At 43.6% G+C, this 13608-nt stretch carries 24 protein-coding genes; 18 read left to right on the top strand and 6 right to left on the bottom strand.

What is annotated here, in order from left to right:
• Positions 1–64: 64 nt before the first annotated feature.
• The 5 genes from ACFO5U_RS05395 to ACFO5U_RS05375 all read right to left on the bottom strand — a co-directional run bounded on the left by ACFO5U_RS05395 (position 65) and on the right by ACFO5U_RS05375 (position 3944).
• On the bottom strand, positions 65–487 hold the full coding sequence (locus tag ACFO5U_RS05395) for a VOC family protein (RefSeq protein ID WP_377277369.1): 423 nt from the start codon (positions 485–487) through the stop codon (positions 65–67).
• Positions 488–896: 409 nt separating this feature from the next.
• Positions 897–2069 carry a tyrosine-type recombinase/integrase gene (locus ACFO5U_RS05390; RefSeq protein ID WP_377277368.1) on the bottom strand — a complete coding sequence of 391 codons (1173 nt, stop codon included), beginning with the start codon at positions 2067–2069 and terminating at the stop codon, positions 897–899.
• A 98-nt stretch (positions 2070–2167) separates the two neighbouring features.
• Positions 2168–2629, bottom strand: a complete 462-nt coding sequence (locus tag ACFO5U_RS05385; RefSeq protein WP_377277366.1) for an ImmA/IrrE family metallo-endopeptidase — start codon at positions 2627–2629, stop codon at positions 2168–2170.
• A gap of 72 nt (positions 2630–2701) precedes the next feature.
• A complete protein-coding gene (locus tag ACFO5U_RS05380; protein ID WP_377277365.1) occupies positions 2702–3397 on the bottom strand; it encodes a potassium channel family protein in 696 nt (231 codons plus the stop codon).
• 133 nt (positions 3398–3530) lie between these two features.
• The gene (locus ACFO5U_RS05375) at positions 3531–3944 is read right to left on the bottom strand and encodes a helix-turn-helix domain-containing protein (RefSeq protein ID WP_377277363.1); all 414 of its coding nucleotides are present in this window, start codon (positions 3942–3944) and stop codon (positions 3531–3533) included.
• A 174-nt stretch (positions 3945–4118) separates the two neighbouring features.
• Here ACFO5U_RS05375 and ACFO5U_RS05370 point away from each other — a divergent pair, with 174 nt between their 5' ends.
• Together ACFO5U_RS05370 and ACFO5U_RS05365 are read left to right on the top strand one after the other, a co-directional pair.
• A complete protein-coding gene (locus tag ACFO5U_RS05370) occupies positions 4119–4364 on the top strand; it encodes a helix-turn-helix transcriptional regulator (RefSeq protein ID WP_377277361.1) in 246 nt (81 codons plus the stop codon).
• A gap of 280 nt (positions 4365–4644) precedes the next feature.
• Positions 4645–4836, top strand: a complete 192-nt coding sequence (locus ACFO5U_RS05365; protein WP_377277359.1) for a hypothetical protein — start codon at positions 4645–4647, stop codon at positions 4834–4836.
• On the opposite strand, the gene ACFO5U_RS05360 is transcribed toward ACFO5U_RS05365, so the two are convergent.
• The gene (locus ACFO5U_RS05360; protein ID WP_377277357.1) at positions 4822–5202 is read right to left on the bottom strand and encodes a DUF2513 domain-containing protein; all 381 of its coding nucleotides are present in this window, start codon (positions 5200–5202) and stop codon (positions 4822–4824) included. The genes ACFO5U_RS05365 and ACFO5U_RS05360 overlap by 15 nt on opposite strands.
• Before the next feature lie 60 nt (positions 5203–5262).
• On the opposite strand from ACFO5U_RS05360, the gene ACFO5U_RS05355 reads away from it, so the two are divergent.
• The 16 genes from ACFO5U_RS05355 to ACFO5U_RS05280 all read left to right on the top strand — a co-directional run bounded on the left by ACFO5U_RS05355 (position 5263) and on the right by ACFO5U_RS05280 (position 13457).
• Positions 5263–6042 (top strand): phage antirepressor, encoded by a 780-nt coding sequence (locus tag ACFO5U_RS05355; RefSeq protein WP_377277356.1) that lies wholly within the window; start codon positions 5263–5265, stop codon positions 6040–6042.
• Between the two features lie 35 nt (positions 6043–6077).
• Positions 6078–6224 (top strand): hypothetical protein, encoded by a 147-nt coding sequence (locus ACFO5U_RS05350; protein ID WP_377277355.1) that lies wholly within the window; start codon positions 6078–6080, stop codon positions 6222–6224.
• Between the two features lie 70 nt (positions 6225–6294).
• The gene (locus ACFO5U_RS05345; RefSeq protein WP_377279462.1) at positions 6295–6597 is read left to right on the top strand and encodes a DNA-binding protein; all 303 of its coding nucleotides are present in this window, start codon (positions 6295–6297) and stop codon (positions 6595–6597) included.
• Between the two features lie 84 nt (positions 6598–6681).
• The gene (locus ACFO5U_RS05340) at positions 6682–7191 is read left to right on the top strand and encodes a helix-turn-helix transcriptional regulator (RefSeq protein ID WP_377277354.1); all 510 of its coding nucleotides are present in this window, start codon (positions 6682–6684) and stop codon (positions 7189–7191) included.
• Positions 7192–7451: 260 nt separating this feature from the next.
• A complete protein-coding gene (locus tag ACFO5U_RS05335) occupies positions 7452–7697 on the top strand; it encodes a YqaI family protein (RefSeq protein ID WP_377277352.1) in 246 nt (81 codons plus the stop codon).
• Positions 7698–7794: 97 nt separating this feature from the next.
• Entirely contained in the window at positions 7795–8730 is a 936-nt protein-coding gene (locus ACFO5U_RS05330; protein ID WP_377277350.1) for a YqaJ viral recombinase family nuclease, read from the top strand.
• 13 nt (positions 8731–8743) lie between these two features.
• Positions 8744–9619, top strand: a complete 876-nt coding sequence (locus ACFO5U_RS05325; RefSeq protein ID WP_377277349.1) for a recombinase RecT — start codon at positions 8744–8746, stop codon at positions 9617–9619.
• A gap of 53 nt (positions 9620–9672) precedes the next feature.
• Positions 9673–10470, top strand: a complete 798-nt coding sequence (locus ACFO5U_RS05320) for a conserved phage C-terminal domain-containing protein (RefSeq protein ID WP_377277347.1) — start codon at positions 9673–9675, stop codon at positions 10468–10470.
• Positions 10409–11248, top strand: a complete 840-nt coding sequence (locus tag ACFO5U_RS05315; protein ID WP_377277345.1) for a P-loop NTPase family protein — start codon at positions 10409–10411, stop codon at positions 11246–11248. Before ACFO5U_RS05320 ends, ACFO5U_RS05315 begins: the two co-directional genes overlap by 62 nt.
• Before the next feature lie 11 nt (positions 11249–11259).
• The gene (locus ACFO5U_RS05310; protein ID WP_377277343.1) at positions 11260–11508 is read left to right on the top strand and encodes a hypothetical protein; all 249 of its coding nucleotides are present in this window, start codon (positions 11260–11262) and stop codon (positions 11506–11508) included.
• Positions 11509–11523: 15 nt separating this feature from the next.
• Entirely contained in the window at positions 11524–11715 is a 192-nt protein-coding gene (locus ACFO5U_RS05305) for a hypothetical protein (RefSeq protein ID WP_377277341.1), read from the top strand.
• Entirely contained in the window at positions 11712–12266 is a 555-nt protein-coding gene (locus tag ACFO5U_RS05300) for a hypothetical protein (protein ID WP_377277340.1), read from the top strand. Before ACFO5U_RS05305 ends, ACFO5U_RS05300 begins: the two co-directional genes overlap by 4 nt.
• A 17-nt stretch (positions 12267–12283) precedes the next feature.
• A complete protein-coding gene (locus ACFO5U_RS05295) occupies positions 12284–12463 on the top strand; it encodes a hypothetical protein (protein WP_377277338.1) in 180 nt (59 codons plus the stop codon).
• A gap of 115 nt (positions 12464–12578) precedes the next feature.
• Complete coding sequence (locus tag ACFO5U_RS05290; RefSeq protein ID WP_377277336.1) at positions 12579–12707, top strand: hypothetical protein; 129 nt, start codon at positions 12579–12581, stop codon at positions 12705–12707.
• Entirely contained in the window at positions 12704–13159 is a 456-nt protein-coding gene (locus tag ACFO5U_RS05285; protein ID WP_377277334.1) for a hypothetical protein, read from the top strand. Before ACFO5U_RS05290 ends, ACFO5U_RS05285 begins: the two co-directional genes overlap by 4 nt.
• Entirely contained in the window at positions 13140–13457 is a 318-nt protein-coding gene (locus ACFO5U_RS05280) for a hypothetical protein (protein WP_377277332.1), read from the top strand. The genes ACFO5U_RS05285 and ACFO5U_RS05280 overlap by 20 nt, the downstream gene beginning before the upstream one ends.
• The last annotated feature ends 151 nt before the right edge of the window (positions 13458–13608 follow it).

Below are 13608 nucleotides of genomic sequence, written 5' to 3'. Positions count from 1 at the left end.
GAATATGGATGGATCACTTTTTTTATGGATGATACACGCAGCCATTTTGAGGCTGCATTAAATCCTACTCTATTGCATCCCAGGCACGGTTCCACACCACTTCCCATAGATGGCCGTCCAGATCTTGAAAATGTCCGGAGTAGCCGCCCCAAAACGTGTCGTGTGCCGGGTCTGTAATAACGGCTCCAGCCTGTTTAGCTTTAGCCATAACCGCATCAACCTCATCCTTGCTGTTGACGTTATGTCCTAAGGTGAACTCGGTAGGGCTCGGTTTGCTGAGGGCCACTTTCGATTCGTGGGCGATGTCTTGGCGTTTCCATATGGCGAGTTTCAAACCTTGTTGAAGGTCGAAAAAGGCGACAGCTCCGTTATCGAACTCTTCTCCGACAATTCCTTCTGTCGGAAAGCCCAGGCCGTCCCGGTAAAATTCCAGCGATCGTTCGAGATCATCCACACCGATGGTAATGACAGAGATTCTCGGCTTCATGCCATACACTTCCTTTTTAGCTTCAGTTTACCAGAAGCAAGGTGTATGCTTATCAAATTTCGAGAATTATTGTGTACGCTAAAGGCAATGAGGCTAAGCTTGTACTTCTGTTTCAAGTCCCAGAACACGTACTGCAACACGGCTATACTTTAGTGCAGTAGACCAATAGCTTCAATAAACCGCAGCCGAATCAATGAAATTATACTGAAACTAAGTTAGAATAATGACTGTAGACGCAAAACCAAGGCAATAGAAAACTTTAGACGAAAGCAGGGAGATATATGAACGCATACGATGAGTATATGAGTCCTATTCTCCTTAAACCCCTGTCATATCAACGTTTTAACCAATAAAAATGTTAGCTGGAATGAGAAAAATCACATTCTGCTAACATTTTTTCTATTTTCCTCTATTCTCTCTTCATTTCCTCTTTTATATCCATCAATTTATTAAACTCCGCAGCCAAACGCGAAACCGTCCGTTCTCGCATTTCTTTTGTGACGTGCATATAAATTTGTGTGGTGGTCTCTGAATTTTTATGACCCACACGCTTCATGATTTCAGGAAGCCCCTCGCCAGCGCCGGCCAATATGCTGATATGTGTGTGACGGAGGATGTAAGTAAACAAATGCTTTTGAATAGACGTCTTTCTACCGATACGAGTTATGACCTGCCGAGTCTGATCTACAGTAAGAGGTAACCCATCTGGCGTAGTGAAAATAAAAGGGCTCCTAGTGAAGCCATGTCGTTTTTTGTATACCAATAGACTATCGATCATCGCGATGATTGAAGGATCCATATCAACTTTCCGAATGCTGGTATCAGTTTTAGGTGGAGTTAATTCATAGATAGCTTTTTGACGCTCACGGCGAAATAGTGTTTTCGATACCCAAATTTGGCTGTAACGACGATATACATCCGTTTCATGGAGTGCTATTGCTTCGCCTGGCCGCATACCTGAAAAAGCCAGAACATAGATCAGGACCGTATAGACATAATTCCCATAGCCATCCGCCATCTCTAAAAACTCCGCAAGTTCGCGACGTTCCAAGAACAATTCTTCGACTTTGGTATTTTCAAGATCTTCTACTGTCACTTTTTTTCGTGGAATGCGCGCAGCAGCTGCAGGATTTTTCTCAATGAGATGATGACTCACTGCATGCTCAAATATAGAGCGCCCTGTAGTATGGATTATCGTCAACGAACTTCTAGACTTCCCCTTTTTAAACAAATCATCCAGCATCGCTTGGTACAACTTTGGCGTAACACTTTGGATTGGTAAATTGCCAAAGTACTCATTCAACCATCGCATGCCAAATTCACGCGTCATATTAGTGTTTTCTTTATTTCCTCGATTGCGGTAGTGCTGGTACCAATCGGTGGTGAACTGATTGAAAAGCACTTTCGCATCATAATCTAATAGGTGCTGCGCTTCTCGGAGGGCAAGTTCGACTTTAGTTTTGGCTTCGCCTTTCGTTTTACCGCGTCGGGAAATTTGTTTTCGTTTACCAGTTCGGGGATCGCGTTGCCCTTCTGCGACACATACCCACTTTTTTCCTTTCACTAATTCACGAAAATACATAGAATCACTCCTTCACTTCAACATACCATTACGCTTATAAAGTAAATGGTCATAAAGTTTGTTACTGGATATAGTATTGGTAATCTATTCGTTAATTTTTAGCCGAATTGTAAGTTTTGTAGGTGTTGATCCAGTCGTTTTTTTGCAAAATCTCTACTGACCCCGAACTCCTTCTGAATCATTAATACAGCGATTTCCTCATATTTGGGTAACTTCATATTATGGAGCATGAATGAGGGGATGCAGGCGTATTGTGCAAAGTTATTTGCTTTGTACTCCTGATATACACGAAAGGGTACAGGCATGTGGAGTTGATTACCTGAATGCCACAACGCATGGCATAGTTCATGGCCAAACTGCTGCCACTGTTCTTCCTCTGACAAGTCCTCGTTGATTACAATGGTATCGCCGATTCGCATAGAGGATGACCGCATATAAACAAGAGAAAGTCCATTTCGTGCGGCGATATCCTCAGGATCCAACTGATGAGGATGATTAATAATGATGGATTGATACATATGGTTTACGTAGTCCTCGCTGTGGTTGTAAAAAACAGTCAATTTAATTACCTCCATAAGAACATATGTTCTTTTTCTGTATAAAAAAACCATACCATAGTAATTATGGCATGGCTAGTCTTTTCTATTTAGGTAATTTAGAATGACCTCTTTATCAGCTATGGAGATGGATTCCATTTTGTTTAGGGTTGCAATAACTTCGAAAACCATTTGTTCTTGGGTCAATTCTTTTTTATCTGTGAAATACGCTGATATGGCGCTGGTGAAGGTTCCGATAATACCGATACCTAATATCATGAGGACTACCGCTAACATGCGCCCGAGTCCAGTTGAAGGATACATATCACCATAGCCTACGGTGGTTGTTGTGACTACTGCCCACCAAACGGCATCCGTGAAGGTATTGATATCCGGCTCCACCATGATCAGCGGAATAGGGACGAGGAACAACAGCACAAGTGTCGTGATTAAAAGCTTATCCAAGCCATTGGTTTTCAGGATGGCGTAGACCGGCCGCATATAATGCGACCCGATTCCCATCAACTTGATAACACGGAAGATTCGGACAAAACGAGCTGCACGGAAGATAGAATCAAATGGAATGATGGCAATTAATTCGAGAGGGTGGCTCTTGATGTATGCCCATTTCTTATCTGCCAAGTATAGCCGGGTGAAGTAATCCACGAAAAAGATTCCCCATATGATCCAGTCGAACACAATAAAGCGTTCGTCTGCTGAAAATGCAAAGAAAAGAGAAATAATGACTAACACGAGCATGAACATCTCATATAGAAAGGCACTCTTTTTCATTTGATTATTCAACCCCAAACATTCGACTTAAAAACTTGGGAATGACATTGAAGCAATAGAGCGAGGTGATTCCTGAAAGCAATAACCAAATGAAAATGTGTTCGGCATACTTCTGAACCATCCCCATCCCAGATCACTCCTTCTTTCTCATTCGTTCATACATTAATTCGAACTGCTCGATCATATCGATTAGCTCTTCTGGGCTTTCATAGAAGGAAAAGTCTTCTTTAGAGGTAACCCAGTCCAGTACGGTTTGCTGGTAAGTCGATAAAGAGTCGTAATCTTCTTTGCTTAATCCAACACGAGATAGCGAAATATTTTCTTTTCCATCTTTGGGCTCTGTATTTATTGTAGATTCATAACCTATTAGTTGATCAATTGTGACGTTAAAAAAATTAGCTATCTTCATCAGCATTTCAAACGATGGTTCACTCTTATCATTTTCGTATTTCGAATAACCTTGTCTCGTAATACCTAGGTATGTAGCCATTTCTTCTTGGGATAGCTTTTTATTCGTTCTAAGACGTTTCAAGTTTTTATGGAACATCGCAACCACCATTCCACATTTAGTATTTTACTAATTATAACAGCAACAATTTGTTGCTGGTAAATAAATTTAAGATATGCAACAAAAAGTTGCGTATAACTCTTGACGCAACAATTAGTTGCTGTTATTATAACTGTAATAGCAACAAAAAGTTGCGAAAAGGAGGTGAGTAATGTGACGCCTGAACAGTTGAAAGGTTTATTGATTAGCAAACGCAAAGAACTTGGCTATTCTCATCAAGATGTCGCCGATATGTGCGGCGCAAACATCACACGAAGTTTTTATGGCCTTATCGAGAATGGCAATAGACGGCCATCTATTGAAGTCGCAAAAAAAATCGCGAAACTACTCGATATTGAATGGACGGTTTTTTTTGAAGTAGAAAGCAACGAAAAGTTGCGAAAGCGAGTAGCGATTTAAGAAAGGAGGATTCCACCTAAACACAATCGTTCACGCTCTCCAATGAGTATTTGAACCGAGCAGAGTACGCCAAGACCTTCTAATGAAGCGAGCGACGCCAACGGGTCATGCCAGGACGTTTGAATACTGATTGGAGAGCGTGCGGAGTCATCAGGAAAAATTAAACAAGTTGCAGTGTCTGTGAGGGTTTTAAATTAGAAGATTTTTGAAAGAAAATTCGTGGTTATTAAATGCATGAAAGAAGAACGAACAAAACACAGTATAAGCGAGGAGAGGTTCGATGGAAAAAAACAAATCAATTATAACAGCTGTGATAGAAAATCATGAGATTCAATCAGCCAATCACCGATTAACTTTGAATCTCACAATTTTTTCTGAGGAGTTGAAAGGGGTCGAGCCTTACAACTTTTTGTATAACGAAATTGAACAATTTTTAAAAGATAAAGGTTACTACCATTTACGCAAGTCCTAACTTCTCTTTTACAAGTTGCTGTGCTAATTGGGCAACTACAGGCAAGGAAACTCCAGCAATCCCTGAAACAGCATTTTTAGTTTTCGCCCAAATCTTAGGATCACGGACATTGTCGATAAAAGCATGCCCTTCGGGAGTCAGAGAAAAAATGACAAAATCATAAACTCCGCCATCAACATTTATAGTCCTACCACTAATAAGCCCTGATTCATACAACATCAACGTGGTATAAAGAATCTTTTCCTGGTCATAACGATCTTCTAAGTGAGTCGGTACAAACTTTGAAACGAAGGGACGATCATTAAGTCCAAGATGCTCTTCGAATACTAGCAGAAGATCACGAACGCAGTCTTGATCAAGCTTCATGTGAAACACCTCCTATCATTTTAAGATAGGAAAATTATAACAAAGAAAAGAGGCGAAAGAATGAATAGTCTGCAAACATTTTCCCATAATAGATTCGGAAACCTAGAAGTCCTTCAGGCGGAAGACAAGATTCACTTTCCAGCAAATGAAGTTGCAAAGAAACTTGGTTACTCAAATCCAAGTGATGCAATCAATCGCCACTGTAAAAAAGATGGGGTCGTGTTTCACGAGGTCATCGATTCATTAGGAAGAACGCAACATAAGAAATTCATAAACGAAGGAAATCTTTATCGACTGATTACAAATTCGAGATTGCCAGAAGCAGAACGATTTGAAAAGTGGGTTTTTGATCAAGTTCTCCCAAGCATCCGAAAGCACGGTGCATACATGACACCAGACACACTTCAACAGGCCATCCTTAATCCGGATTTTGCGATCGGATTGCTGAACAATTTGAAAGACGAGCAAGAGAAGCGCCGAGTAGCAGAAATGCAAATTGAAACGCAAAAGCCTAAAGTGCTCTTCGCTGAATCAGTGGAAGCCAGCAAAACATCAATTCTTATGAGAGAGCTTGCGGTATTGCTCAAACAGAACGGAATTGATACCGGAGAACGCCGCTTGTACGCATGGATGAGAGAAAAGGGGTACTTAGTACGCCGGCACGGAAGCGATCGGAACACACCGACACAACGCAGCATGGATTTGGGGTTGTTCGAAGTTAAGGAAACGCCAATCAATCACAACAGCGGACTAATCACTGTAAACAAGACGACGAAGGTCACTGGTAAGGGCCAGGTGTACTTCATCAATAAGTTCTTGTCTGAACGTCTAGCTATTTGAACAGGAGATAGAAATAAAAAAGGAGCATTAAAACGATGAAAACATTCATGGCTCGACTATCTTATATCAGTGATAAAGAGGTTGAACGATATCTTTCAAAAACTCAGAAACCTAAAAGAAAAGAACGCATTGATAATTATTCCCGCGCATTGTCCGACAGAGTTAAGAAAGGGCAAATTTAACTGTTTGAACATAAGGAGAAAGAAAAAAGGCGCGAGGGAGCGCCCAGGAGGAGTGATAAACGTGGAAACTATGCTCGTGACATTAACCGTCGAGGATTTACGGCAAGTCATTCGCGATGAGGTTCGTTCGGAAGTACATGCGGCGATCAAGCAGATGGCTCCGAGGGAGGAGCTGCCGCGCTTCCTAACGCGTGAAGAGACAAAGACATTACTCAGAGTGAGTGAGACAAAAATGAGTGAACTTCTTGGACGTACTGACTTTCCAGTGAGTCGAGAGTTCGGGGTCCGGATTAATACAGACGAACTATTCAAATGGATTGAAGCTAATACGCCGGCACTTCAAAAGAAGCGTCGCACCTTGTCTGTAATTTAATTATAGCGCGGCCATAAGAATTCGTTGGTAATCAGCAAGTTAACTTGTATATGAAATGGTAAACCACCAGAGAGGATGAGAAAAATGAAATCAAAAGTAAGTGAAATGCTCAAGGAAATGCGTAAAGGGGAGACGCAGCAACAACTCTCCATGGAGCTCAATACATCGCGCGAGTCCATATCAGCATATGAAACGGGTCGCGCAAGAGTGCCGCAAGATGTAGCACAGAACCTCATGACCAAGTTTGAAGATCCTTGGTTCGCCTTTGCACTCAGAAACGAATACACCAAAACCGGCCCGATGCGGCTGAACGGCCCGAACTTCGACGGCCATCGCTCGGCGGTACGTGAGAAGACCATCGAGGAAGTGAAAGAAGTCCTCGGCACGCTTGAAGCCTTTAGCTTTGCGAAACCATTGCAAAACATATCCGAATGGGAACGGCCGAAAGCGAAATTGTTGGCTGAACACATCATCGAAGCTGTCACGGCGCTTGAGCATACACTGGCTGTCCTTTGTGACGAAGCTGGCCTCAGCTATAACGAAGAGTGGCAAGAGCATTACACGCAGCTCAAGGTGAAAGGTTACCTAATATGATCGAAGCCGGCGAAGCTCTACACACGCTCATTACTACTGGTCTTGTGGGATTCATTTGCTTCTTGATCGGCACGCAGTTCGGCTCGATAAACGCACAAAAAAACGACGACTGAGATTAGAGCTCAGCCGCCGTAAGTAAAAGTAAGGTTACTGCTATTGTACCGAGAGCCTTGGCTCTCGTCAATCAGCCCAGGAATGTTCCCCCTTTTTCGTTCCTGGTCTGATTGATGGGATTCAACCATCAGAGGGAGGTGAAGAGAATGCATCATCCAGACGTTGAACGTTGCATGCTGACAGGCTATCCAGTTACAGACTCACGCTTTGAAAGCTCGGAGATTTCAATCGAAGTAGAGAACGATCATCCGATTGAAGATCACTTCGGTTCAGAGATTCAGTCCGGTGATACTTGGTTCGAAGACAAGGCCGGTCGAGTGGTTCTTCAAGACAACATGGAAGACTACTTAATTGAAGTGGTCGGCGCGGAATTCTTCAAGGCATTAAAATAGCCAGCTGCATAAAAGCAACCGGCTACACAGGCCCATTGGCGTGGGCTGTAAAAACATTCTATACCGCTATTTTAGCACAGAAAATGGAGGGATATCAATGCGGGCATTATTACTTGCTGATACGAGAGACTTGAGCCGTGAAGAGTGGCTTGAACAGCGAAAAAAAGGCATTGGCGGCAGTGACGTGTCAGCCATTGCAGGTTTAAACAAATGGAAGTCGCCAGTCGGTGTTTATCTTGAAAAGCTCGGTCAATCCCCCGAAGAAGATACGGCTGGCGAGGCAGCATACTGGGGCAATGTCATGGAAGATATCGTGGCTCAAGAGTTCACTATCCGAACCGGCATCAGAGTCCGGAAACGGAATGCGATCCTCCAGCATCCAAAACATTCGTTTATGTTGGCGAACGTTGACCGGCTGATTGTTGGTAAGGAAGAAGGATTGGAATGCAAAACAGCTTCTGAGTACTTGAGAGGCGAGTGGGAGGACGAAGAAGTCCCGGCTGCGTATTTACTCCAATGTCAGCACTACATGGCGGTAACAGGCTACAAAGCATGGCATATCGCAGTACTTGTCGGAGGAAACAAGTTCATCCATAAAAAAATCGAACGGGATGAAGAGTTGATTCAATACCTCATTGATATAGAAGAAGACTTTTGGGTTAATCATGTTCTTGCAGAAGAACCGCCAGTCTTTGATGGCTCGGATGCTTCTAGCAACTTACTGAAAGCCTTGTATCCGGAAGAAAATCCGACCAGCGAAATCAAGCTTGGCAAAGACGTCGAGCAAATGTTAGATGCTATTGATCAACTCAATGAAGATATGAAAATCTGCAAAACTCAAAAACAGGAATATGAGAATCAAATAAAAGCAATGATGGGCGAGAACGAAAAAGGCTTCACGCTCAATAGGGTTGTGAAATGGAAAAGCTATCAGACCAACAAACTTGATACGAAGAGTCTGAAAGCCGATCACCCGAAATTATACAAACAATACACGAACACGTCGACCGCCCGTCGGTTCACGGTTCAATAGGAGGAAAACATTCATGGCAACAAACGAAGCAGTCAAAAACCAATTAGCAGGACAGAACAAAAACAGCGTGGCCAACAAAGAGGTCAAGCCAGAACAAACGCTCAACGCTTTACTCAAGCGTATGGGCCCAGAAATTCAACGAGCTCTACCAAAACACATGGATGCGGATCGCATCGCTCGAATCGCTTTAACGGCTGTCCGTACGACACCAAAGCTTCTGGAATGCGACCAAACATCCTTCCTGGCAGCTATCATGCAATCTGCACAGCTCGGCGTCGAACCAAACACAGGGCTTGGTCAGGCTTACCTGATTCCTTATGGCAAGCAAGTTCAGTTCCAGCTAGGGTACAAGGGTCTGATTGACTTAGCAGTCCGTAGCGGGCAATACAAAGCGATTTACGCTCACGAAGTCTATGAAGACGATGAATTTTCATTCAGCTACGGCCTTGTGAAAGATTTGGTCCACAAACCTGCACCGGTACCGACTGGTGAACCAATTGGCTATTATGCCGTGTACCACTTACAGAATGGCGGATATGACTTTGTTTACTGGACAAGAGAGCGCATTGATTTCCACTCCAAGAAGTTCTCGCAGGCCGTGCAAAAAGGCTGGACGAGCCCTTGGAAAACCAACTACGACGCAATGGCCAAGAAGACGGTCCTGAAAGAAGTCTTGAAATATGCTCCGAAATCCATTGAGCTGCAGAAGACAGTCGAAGCTGACTCTACGATCAAGACGGAGCTCAGCCAAGATATGAGCGATGTCATCGATGTTACCGACTATACAGTCATGGATGATCAGCCAGAAACTGCGGAACCGGAAGTCGCGGAAACAAAAAAAGAGGAAAAGCCGAAGAAGCCAAGCGCACACGAACAAACATTGGTGTAAGCAAATAGGGAGAGTTGAGGGACTCTCCTTTCTTTTTTAGAGGAGGAAGAGGGATGAGTAATTACAAAGCTATGAGGGAGCTTACAAGAAGGCTAAGCGGACAAGAGAACGTCTTCACAGTTCCCCGAATTTATGTTCAATATACTGGCGATTTAACTACTGCCGTATTGCTTAACCAGATTGTTTTTTACTCAGATAAGTCGAAAAGAAAAGACGGTTTTTTCTATAAAACCTACGAAGAGTGGGAAGAAGAAATTTGCCTGACCAAGCGGCAAGTTCGCTATTCCGTTGAAAAACTAAAAGCTTTGGGGATTTTAGAAACTGCAATCAAGAAAGCTAATGGCGCTCCAACTGTCCACTACAAATTGGATTATGACAAATTGGTAGATTCGATAGTGACAAAATGTCACTTTCCAATAGAACAAAATGTCACTAACGATAATGACAAAATGTCACTTTCTTTAACAGAGAGTACTACAGAGAATACAACAGAGAATACAACAAGAGATATAGTCGCTGACGCTCCTGCGCTTCCGTATCACACCATTATTGATTACTTGAATGAACAGGCCGGAACTGCATTCAAATCCACTACCAAGAAAACGCAGGGCTTGATCCACGCTCGACTGCAAGAAGGGTTCACCGTCATGGACTTTAAAACAGTCATCGATGTGAAGTCGGCAGAGTGGCGTAACGATTCAGCTATGAGCAAATTCTTGAGACCGGAAACGCTTTTCGGCACGAAGTTCGAATCCTACCTGAACCAAAAGCCGAAAGGGGGAAAAGCGAATGCAGCGTCTAATGGACGTCAACAGTCTGTTACAAAATACGAAGATGGAATTAACTTCTAATATTTGTGAAAGCGAAGTTCATAAGAAGCCCATTCAAATGATGCTGGTCGAGGGCGAAGAGATTTGCCCGATCTGTGCATTGGAAACCGAGAATCGAGAAATCGCTCGCATTGAGAAAGAAAAATATGATGCCTTCTTGAACCGCAAGAATCACCGGTATTTAGAAGAAAAAAGCATCATCAAGGACAGAGACCTTTGGAATGCCGCGTTCGGTAATTTCGATGCTGTGATACCAGAAGAAATTGCAAACAAAGAACGGGCGCTGGATGCCTTCAAAAAGTACAAAGAAGGCGAAGTATTCAATACCTGGCTGACAGGACCACCAGGCGCCGGCAAATCCCATTTAGGCATGAGCATTCTGCGCAACTTGAACGAAAGTGGCCAGAAGGATAAGAAGTGCGTATTCATCGACTTTGACGAAATGCTCCGTCTGACACGTGATAGTTACGACAACAAGCACAGCAAGTTCACCGAGAACTATTTCATCAGTCTTTGTTCAGAAGTTGATTACTTGGTATTGGATGATTTAGGTGCAGAAATTGGCTCAATCGCAGAAAGGATAGAAGAACAGAAAAAAGCATCTAATTTCATCGTTCGCATATTAAACGCGATTGGTCAGGCACGCCAAGATCGGCCGACTATTATCTCCACCAACTTATCGAGGGATTTGCTGGAATGGGTGTACGAAGCACGGACCACATCGAGGTTATTCAAAAACACTTTCTTGATCAAATTCGAAAAAACATCGGACAAGCGCCGTAAAAATATTGATTTTTAGGAGGGTTGATGATGAAAAGCACGCGATGGCGAGCAATCATCAAATCGGCAGCAAGAAAAGTGCCGCACAAGATGAATCGTTATTACTGGGCAGAAGAGACGGAAATCGTTCACGGCGTCAGAGTAATTTCACTGGAAGAAGAAATGAATATTCTGGAGACGCTCCATTCATACGCGAACAGCATTAAACGCACATCGAAAATCGAAATGCATGAGCATCCGAAAGAATGGGTGCAGGAACTAACTAATTTCACGGATTAGAAGGAGGACGAGGGGATGGACTACATCATCAACCGCGAGCACCTACTGGGCCAGCTCGTAATCACCATGGGTATTTGGCAGGAAACTGGCGAGAACGACCGAACATTGGAAGATCGTTGTGAGGAACTTATGAGCCAACTGCATCCGAACCGGAGAACAGCGATTGCTATTTTGGAGAAGCATTTGGCGATGGAGGTGGCGGCGTGAGCGAGAAGGTTATTTTGACGCAGAAGCAAGCAGAACTGATTAGTCAAATTCAGAACGCGGATTATGCAGTTGATTTGCATTCTAAAAATGAACTGCCCTATCCAAATTTAAAAAGTTTAGGGGTTTCTCAACTAGCCCGCGCGCTTTATGTCGGTTATGAAATTCGAAAACCAAAATTCAATGCAGATGATAAAGTCGTCAACGTTTACAGCCGCAAGTTCAGCACTGGGGAGAGCATCTTGTCAGTCGTGAGTATGGACGGTGAAGAGTACAGTGTGGAGTTAAGTAATGGCCTTTATTACGTAGAGAGCGCATTACGCCACGCCACTCCAGAAGAAATCTACTGGCTACATGAACTAGATCGGGATGACATTGCTGAATTTCACGCCGGAGACATTATCATCAGCAGCGACTTCGGCTATCCGTACAAAGTCGACGCATTCACAAACATCGGTCACACCTTATCGAGCGAGGACGCATTCGAGGCATGGCATCGCGGAAACATCAAAGGCATCTACCCAGCCGAATCATTCAAACCGTTCGACAAATAAAAGGGGAGGCGAAGGGGATGAAACACAACGCGCACATTCACATGAAGAACTGGATCACCGAGCTGAGAGGCTATGGAGTAAATTTTGGACCGGGCGGCCAAGCGCTGGAAGAAATGAGCTACTACGACATACGCTCACTGATTTTAATAGAGCATTACCGTCGCGATATTGAAGTGAAGGCAAACGTTAAGGCATGAGCAAAGCGCGCTGGACAATGATGTGGCGTTGGGAAGACAGACAGCGGGTCACGATTTATGAACCACTTCGGCCCTCTGCTGTCAAAATTTTACGCCAGAAAGGTTGGAAACTCCTATGACGTTTGTAGAGCTGTTTAATCTGGTGATGGCTACATCCATTCTGACGCCGATTGTTATCGGGTTTGTGTGGCTGCGGTTGGTACCGGATGAGAAATTGGATGAGCGATTGGAGGAAGTGGAATGAATATCGTAACAACGCCTGACTTTAGTTATCAATTATGCGAAAGAAAAAACGGCAATAAGTTCATCAAAGTTCTGCTTTATATCAATGATGCAGATGGCTACGTAGAAGTCGGAAGAATTAAAGGCGCAAAATCATATTGGACTGACAATGGTTACGGCGACATCGAAGATATGCATGCGGAGTTATCGAAAAATGCAAATACCGTTGAACTGTTGGCCAAGGTTAATCCGACGTTTCCTAATCCGTTATTCAGCCGAAGAGAATTGATTGCTGAAAACTCTCGATTGCGCAAAGCTTTAGAATTTTACTCAAATGCCGCGAATTGGGGTCGCATTAATTTCAATGAAAATGGAAATAAGCATCACGTAAAATACACTGTCAACGGTGACGCTGGTGAAATCGCCAGTAAAGCTTTGAATGGAGGCGAACCCGATGCCCATCCTGCCACTTGAATACGTAATTCGGCCACCAGAATGCGAATACGAGCAGATCAAGCAGAAGCTGCTGAACCGTATCGATTCACTGGAGGAAAACAACGCTGAACTGAAAGTGAAAATCCATAAAGAAATTCTACGCGGCGATCAATGGCGTGACGAAAAGCTCGCATTACAAAAAGAATCAGATCAGACCATCAGTCACCTCAAGCAGGAGATCCAGCGGCTGCAAAAAGCTCTGGAGCATCATGTGGGGGATGAAGACTTGGTTTTTGCGCTAAGCGAGAAATTGGGGAGTGTCGGGCGCCGGCTTTAGTTGTCGCGCCTAAGACGGAAACACCGAAAGGGTGAATAGAGTGAATTGTATTAATTGTGACCAAGAAATCGAATTGACTGATACAACATTTAGCAATATTGATACCGGTAGAGCGCATTCAGGTCAACACACCGGAGACATTTATACCTGT

The organism is Planococcus dechangensis (genome assembly GCF_042654465.1).
GTDB classification, from domain to species: domain Bacteria; phylum Bacillota; class Bacilli; order Bacillales_A; family Planococcaceae; genus Planococcus; species Planococcus dechangensis.
This window is presented reverse-complemented; position numbering and strand designations above follow the sequence as displayed.

Bases quoted from the DNA above. Each gene is read 5' to 3' on its own strand.
- ACFO5U_RS05395 (WP_377277369.1), bottom strand. From the start codon at position 487: ATGAAGCCGAGAATCTCTGTCATTACCATCGGTGTGGATGATCTCGAA.
- ACFO5U_RS05390 (WP_377277368.1), bottom strand. From the start codon at position 2,069: ATGTATTTTCGTGAATTAGTGAAAGGAAAAAAGTGGGTATGTGTCGCA.
- ACFO5U_RS05380 (WP_377277365.1), bottom strand. From the start codon at position 3,397: ATGAAAAAGAGTGCCTTTCTATATGAGATGTTCATGCTCGTGTTAGTC.
- ACFO5U_RS05375 (WP_377277363.1), bottom strand. From the start codon at position 3,944: ATGTTCCATAAAAACTTGAAACGTCTTAGAACGAATAAAAAGCTATCC.
- ACFO5U_RS05365 (WP_377277359.1), top strand. From the start codon at position 4,645: ATGGAAAAAAACAAATCAATTATAACAGCTGTGATAGAAAATCATGAG.
- ACFO5U_RS05360 (WP_377277357.1), bottom strand. From the start codon at position 5,202: ATGAAGCTTGATCAAGACTGCGTTCGTGATCTTCTGCTAGTATTCGAA.
- ACFO5U_RS05355 (WP_377277356.1), top strand. From the start codon at position 5,263: ATGAATAGTCTGCAAACATTTTCCCATAATAGATTCGGAAACCTAGAA.
- ACFO5U_RS05350 (WP_377277355.1), top strand. From the start codon at position 6,078: ATGAAAACATTCATGGCTCGACTATCTTATATCAGTGATAAAGAGGTT.
- ACFO5U_RS05345 (WP_377279462.1), top strand. From the start codon at position 6,295: ATGCTCGTGACATTAACCGTCGAGGATTTACGGCAAGTCATTCGCGAT.
- ACFO5U_RS05340 (WP_377277354.1), top strand. From the start codon at position 6,682: ATGAAATCAAAAGTAAGTGAAATGCTCAAGGAAATGCGTAAAGGGGAG.
- ACFO5U_RS05335 (WP_377277352.1), top strand. From the start codon at position 7,452: ATGCATCATCCAGACGTTGAACGTTGCATGCTGACAGGCTATCCAGTT.
- ACFO5U_RS05330 (WP_377277350.1), top strand. From the start codon at position 7,795: ATGCGGGCATTATTACTTGCTGATACGAGAGACTTGAGCCGTGAAGAG.
- ACFO5U_RS05325 (WP_377277349.1), top strand. From the start codon at position 8,744: ATGGCAACAAACGAAGCAGTCAAAAACCAATTAGCAGGACAGAACAAA.
- ACFO5U_RS05320 (WP_377277347.1), top strand. From the start codon at position 9,673: ATGAGTAATTACAAAGCTATGAGGGAGCTTACAAGAAGGCTAAGCGGA.
- ACFO5U_RS05315 (WP_377277345.1), top strand. From the start codon at position 10,409: ATGCAGCGTCTAATGGACGTCAACAGTCTGTTACAAAATACGAAGATG.
- ACFO5U_RS05310 (WP_377277343.1), top strand. From the start codon at position 11,260: ATGAAAAGCACGCGATGGCGAGCAATCATCAAATCGGCAGCAAGAAAA.
- ACFO5U_RS05305 (WP_377277341.1), top strand. From the start codon at position 11,524: ATGGACTACATCATCAACCGCGAGCACCTACTGGGCCAGCTCGTAATC.
- ACFO5U_RS05295 (WP_377277338.1), top strand. From the start codon at position 12,284: ATGAAACACAACGCGCACATTCACATGAAGAACTGGATCACCGAGCTG.
- ACFO5U_RS05290 (WP_377277336.1), top strand. From the start codon at position 12,579: ATGACGTTTGTAGAGCTGTTTAATCTGGTGATGGCTACATCCATTCTG.
- ACFO5U_RS05285 (WP_377277334.1), top strand. From the start codon at position 12,704: ATGAATATCGTAACAACGCCTGACTTTAGTTATCAATTATGCGAAAGA.
- ACFO5U_RS05280 (WP_377277332.1), top strand. From the start codon at position 13,140: ATGCCCATCCTGCCACTTGAATACGTAATTCGGCCACCAGAATGCGAA.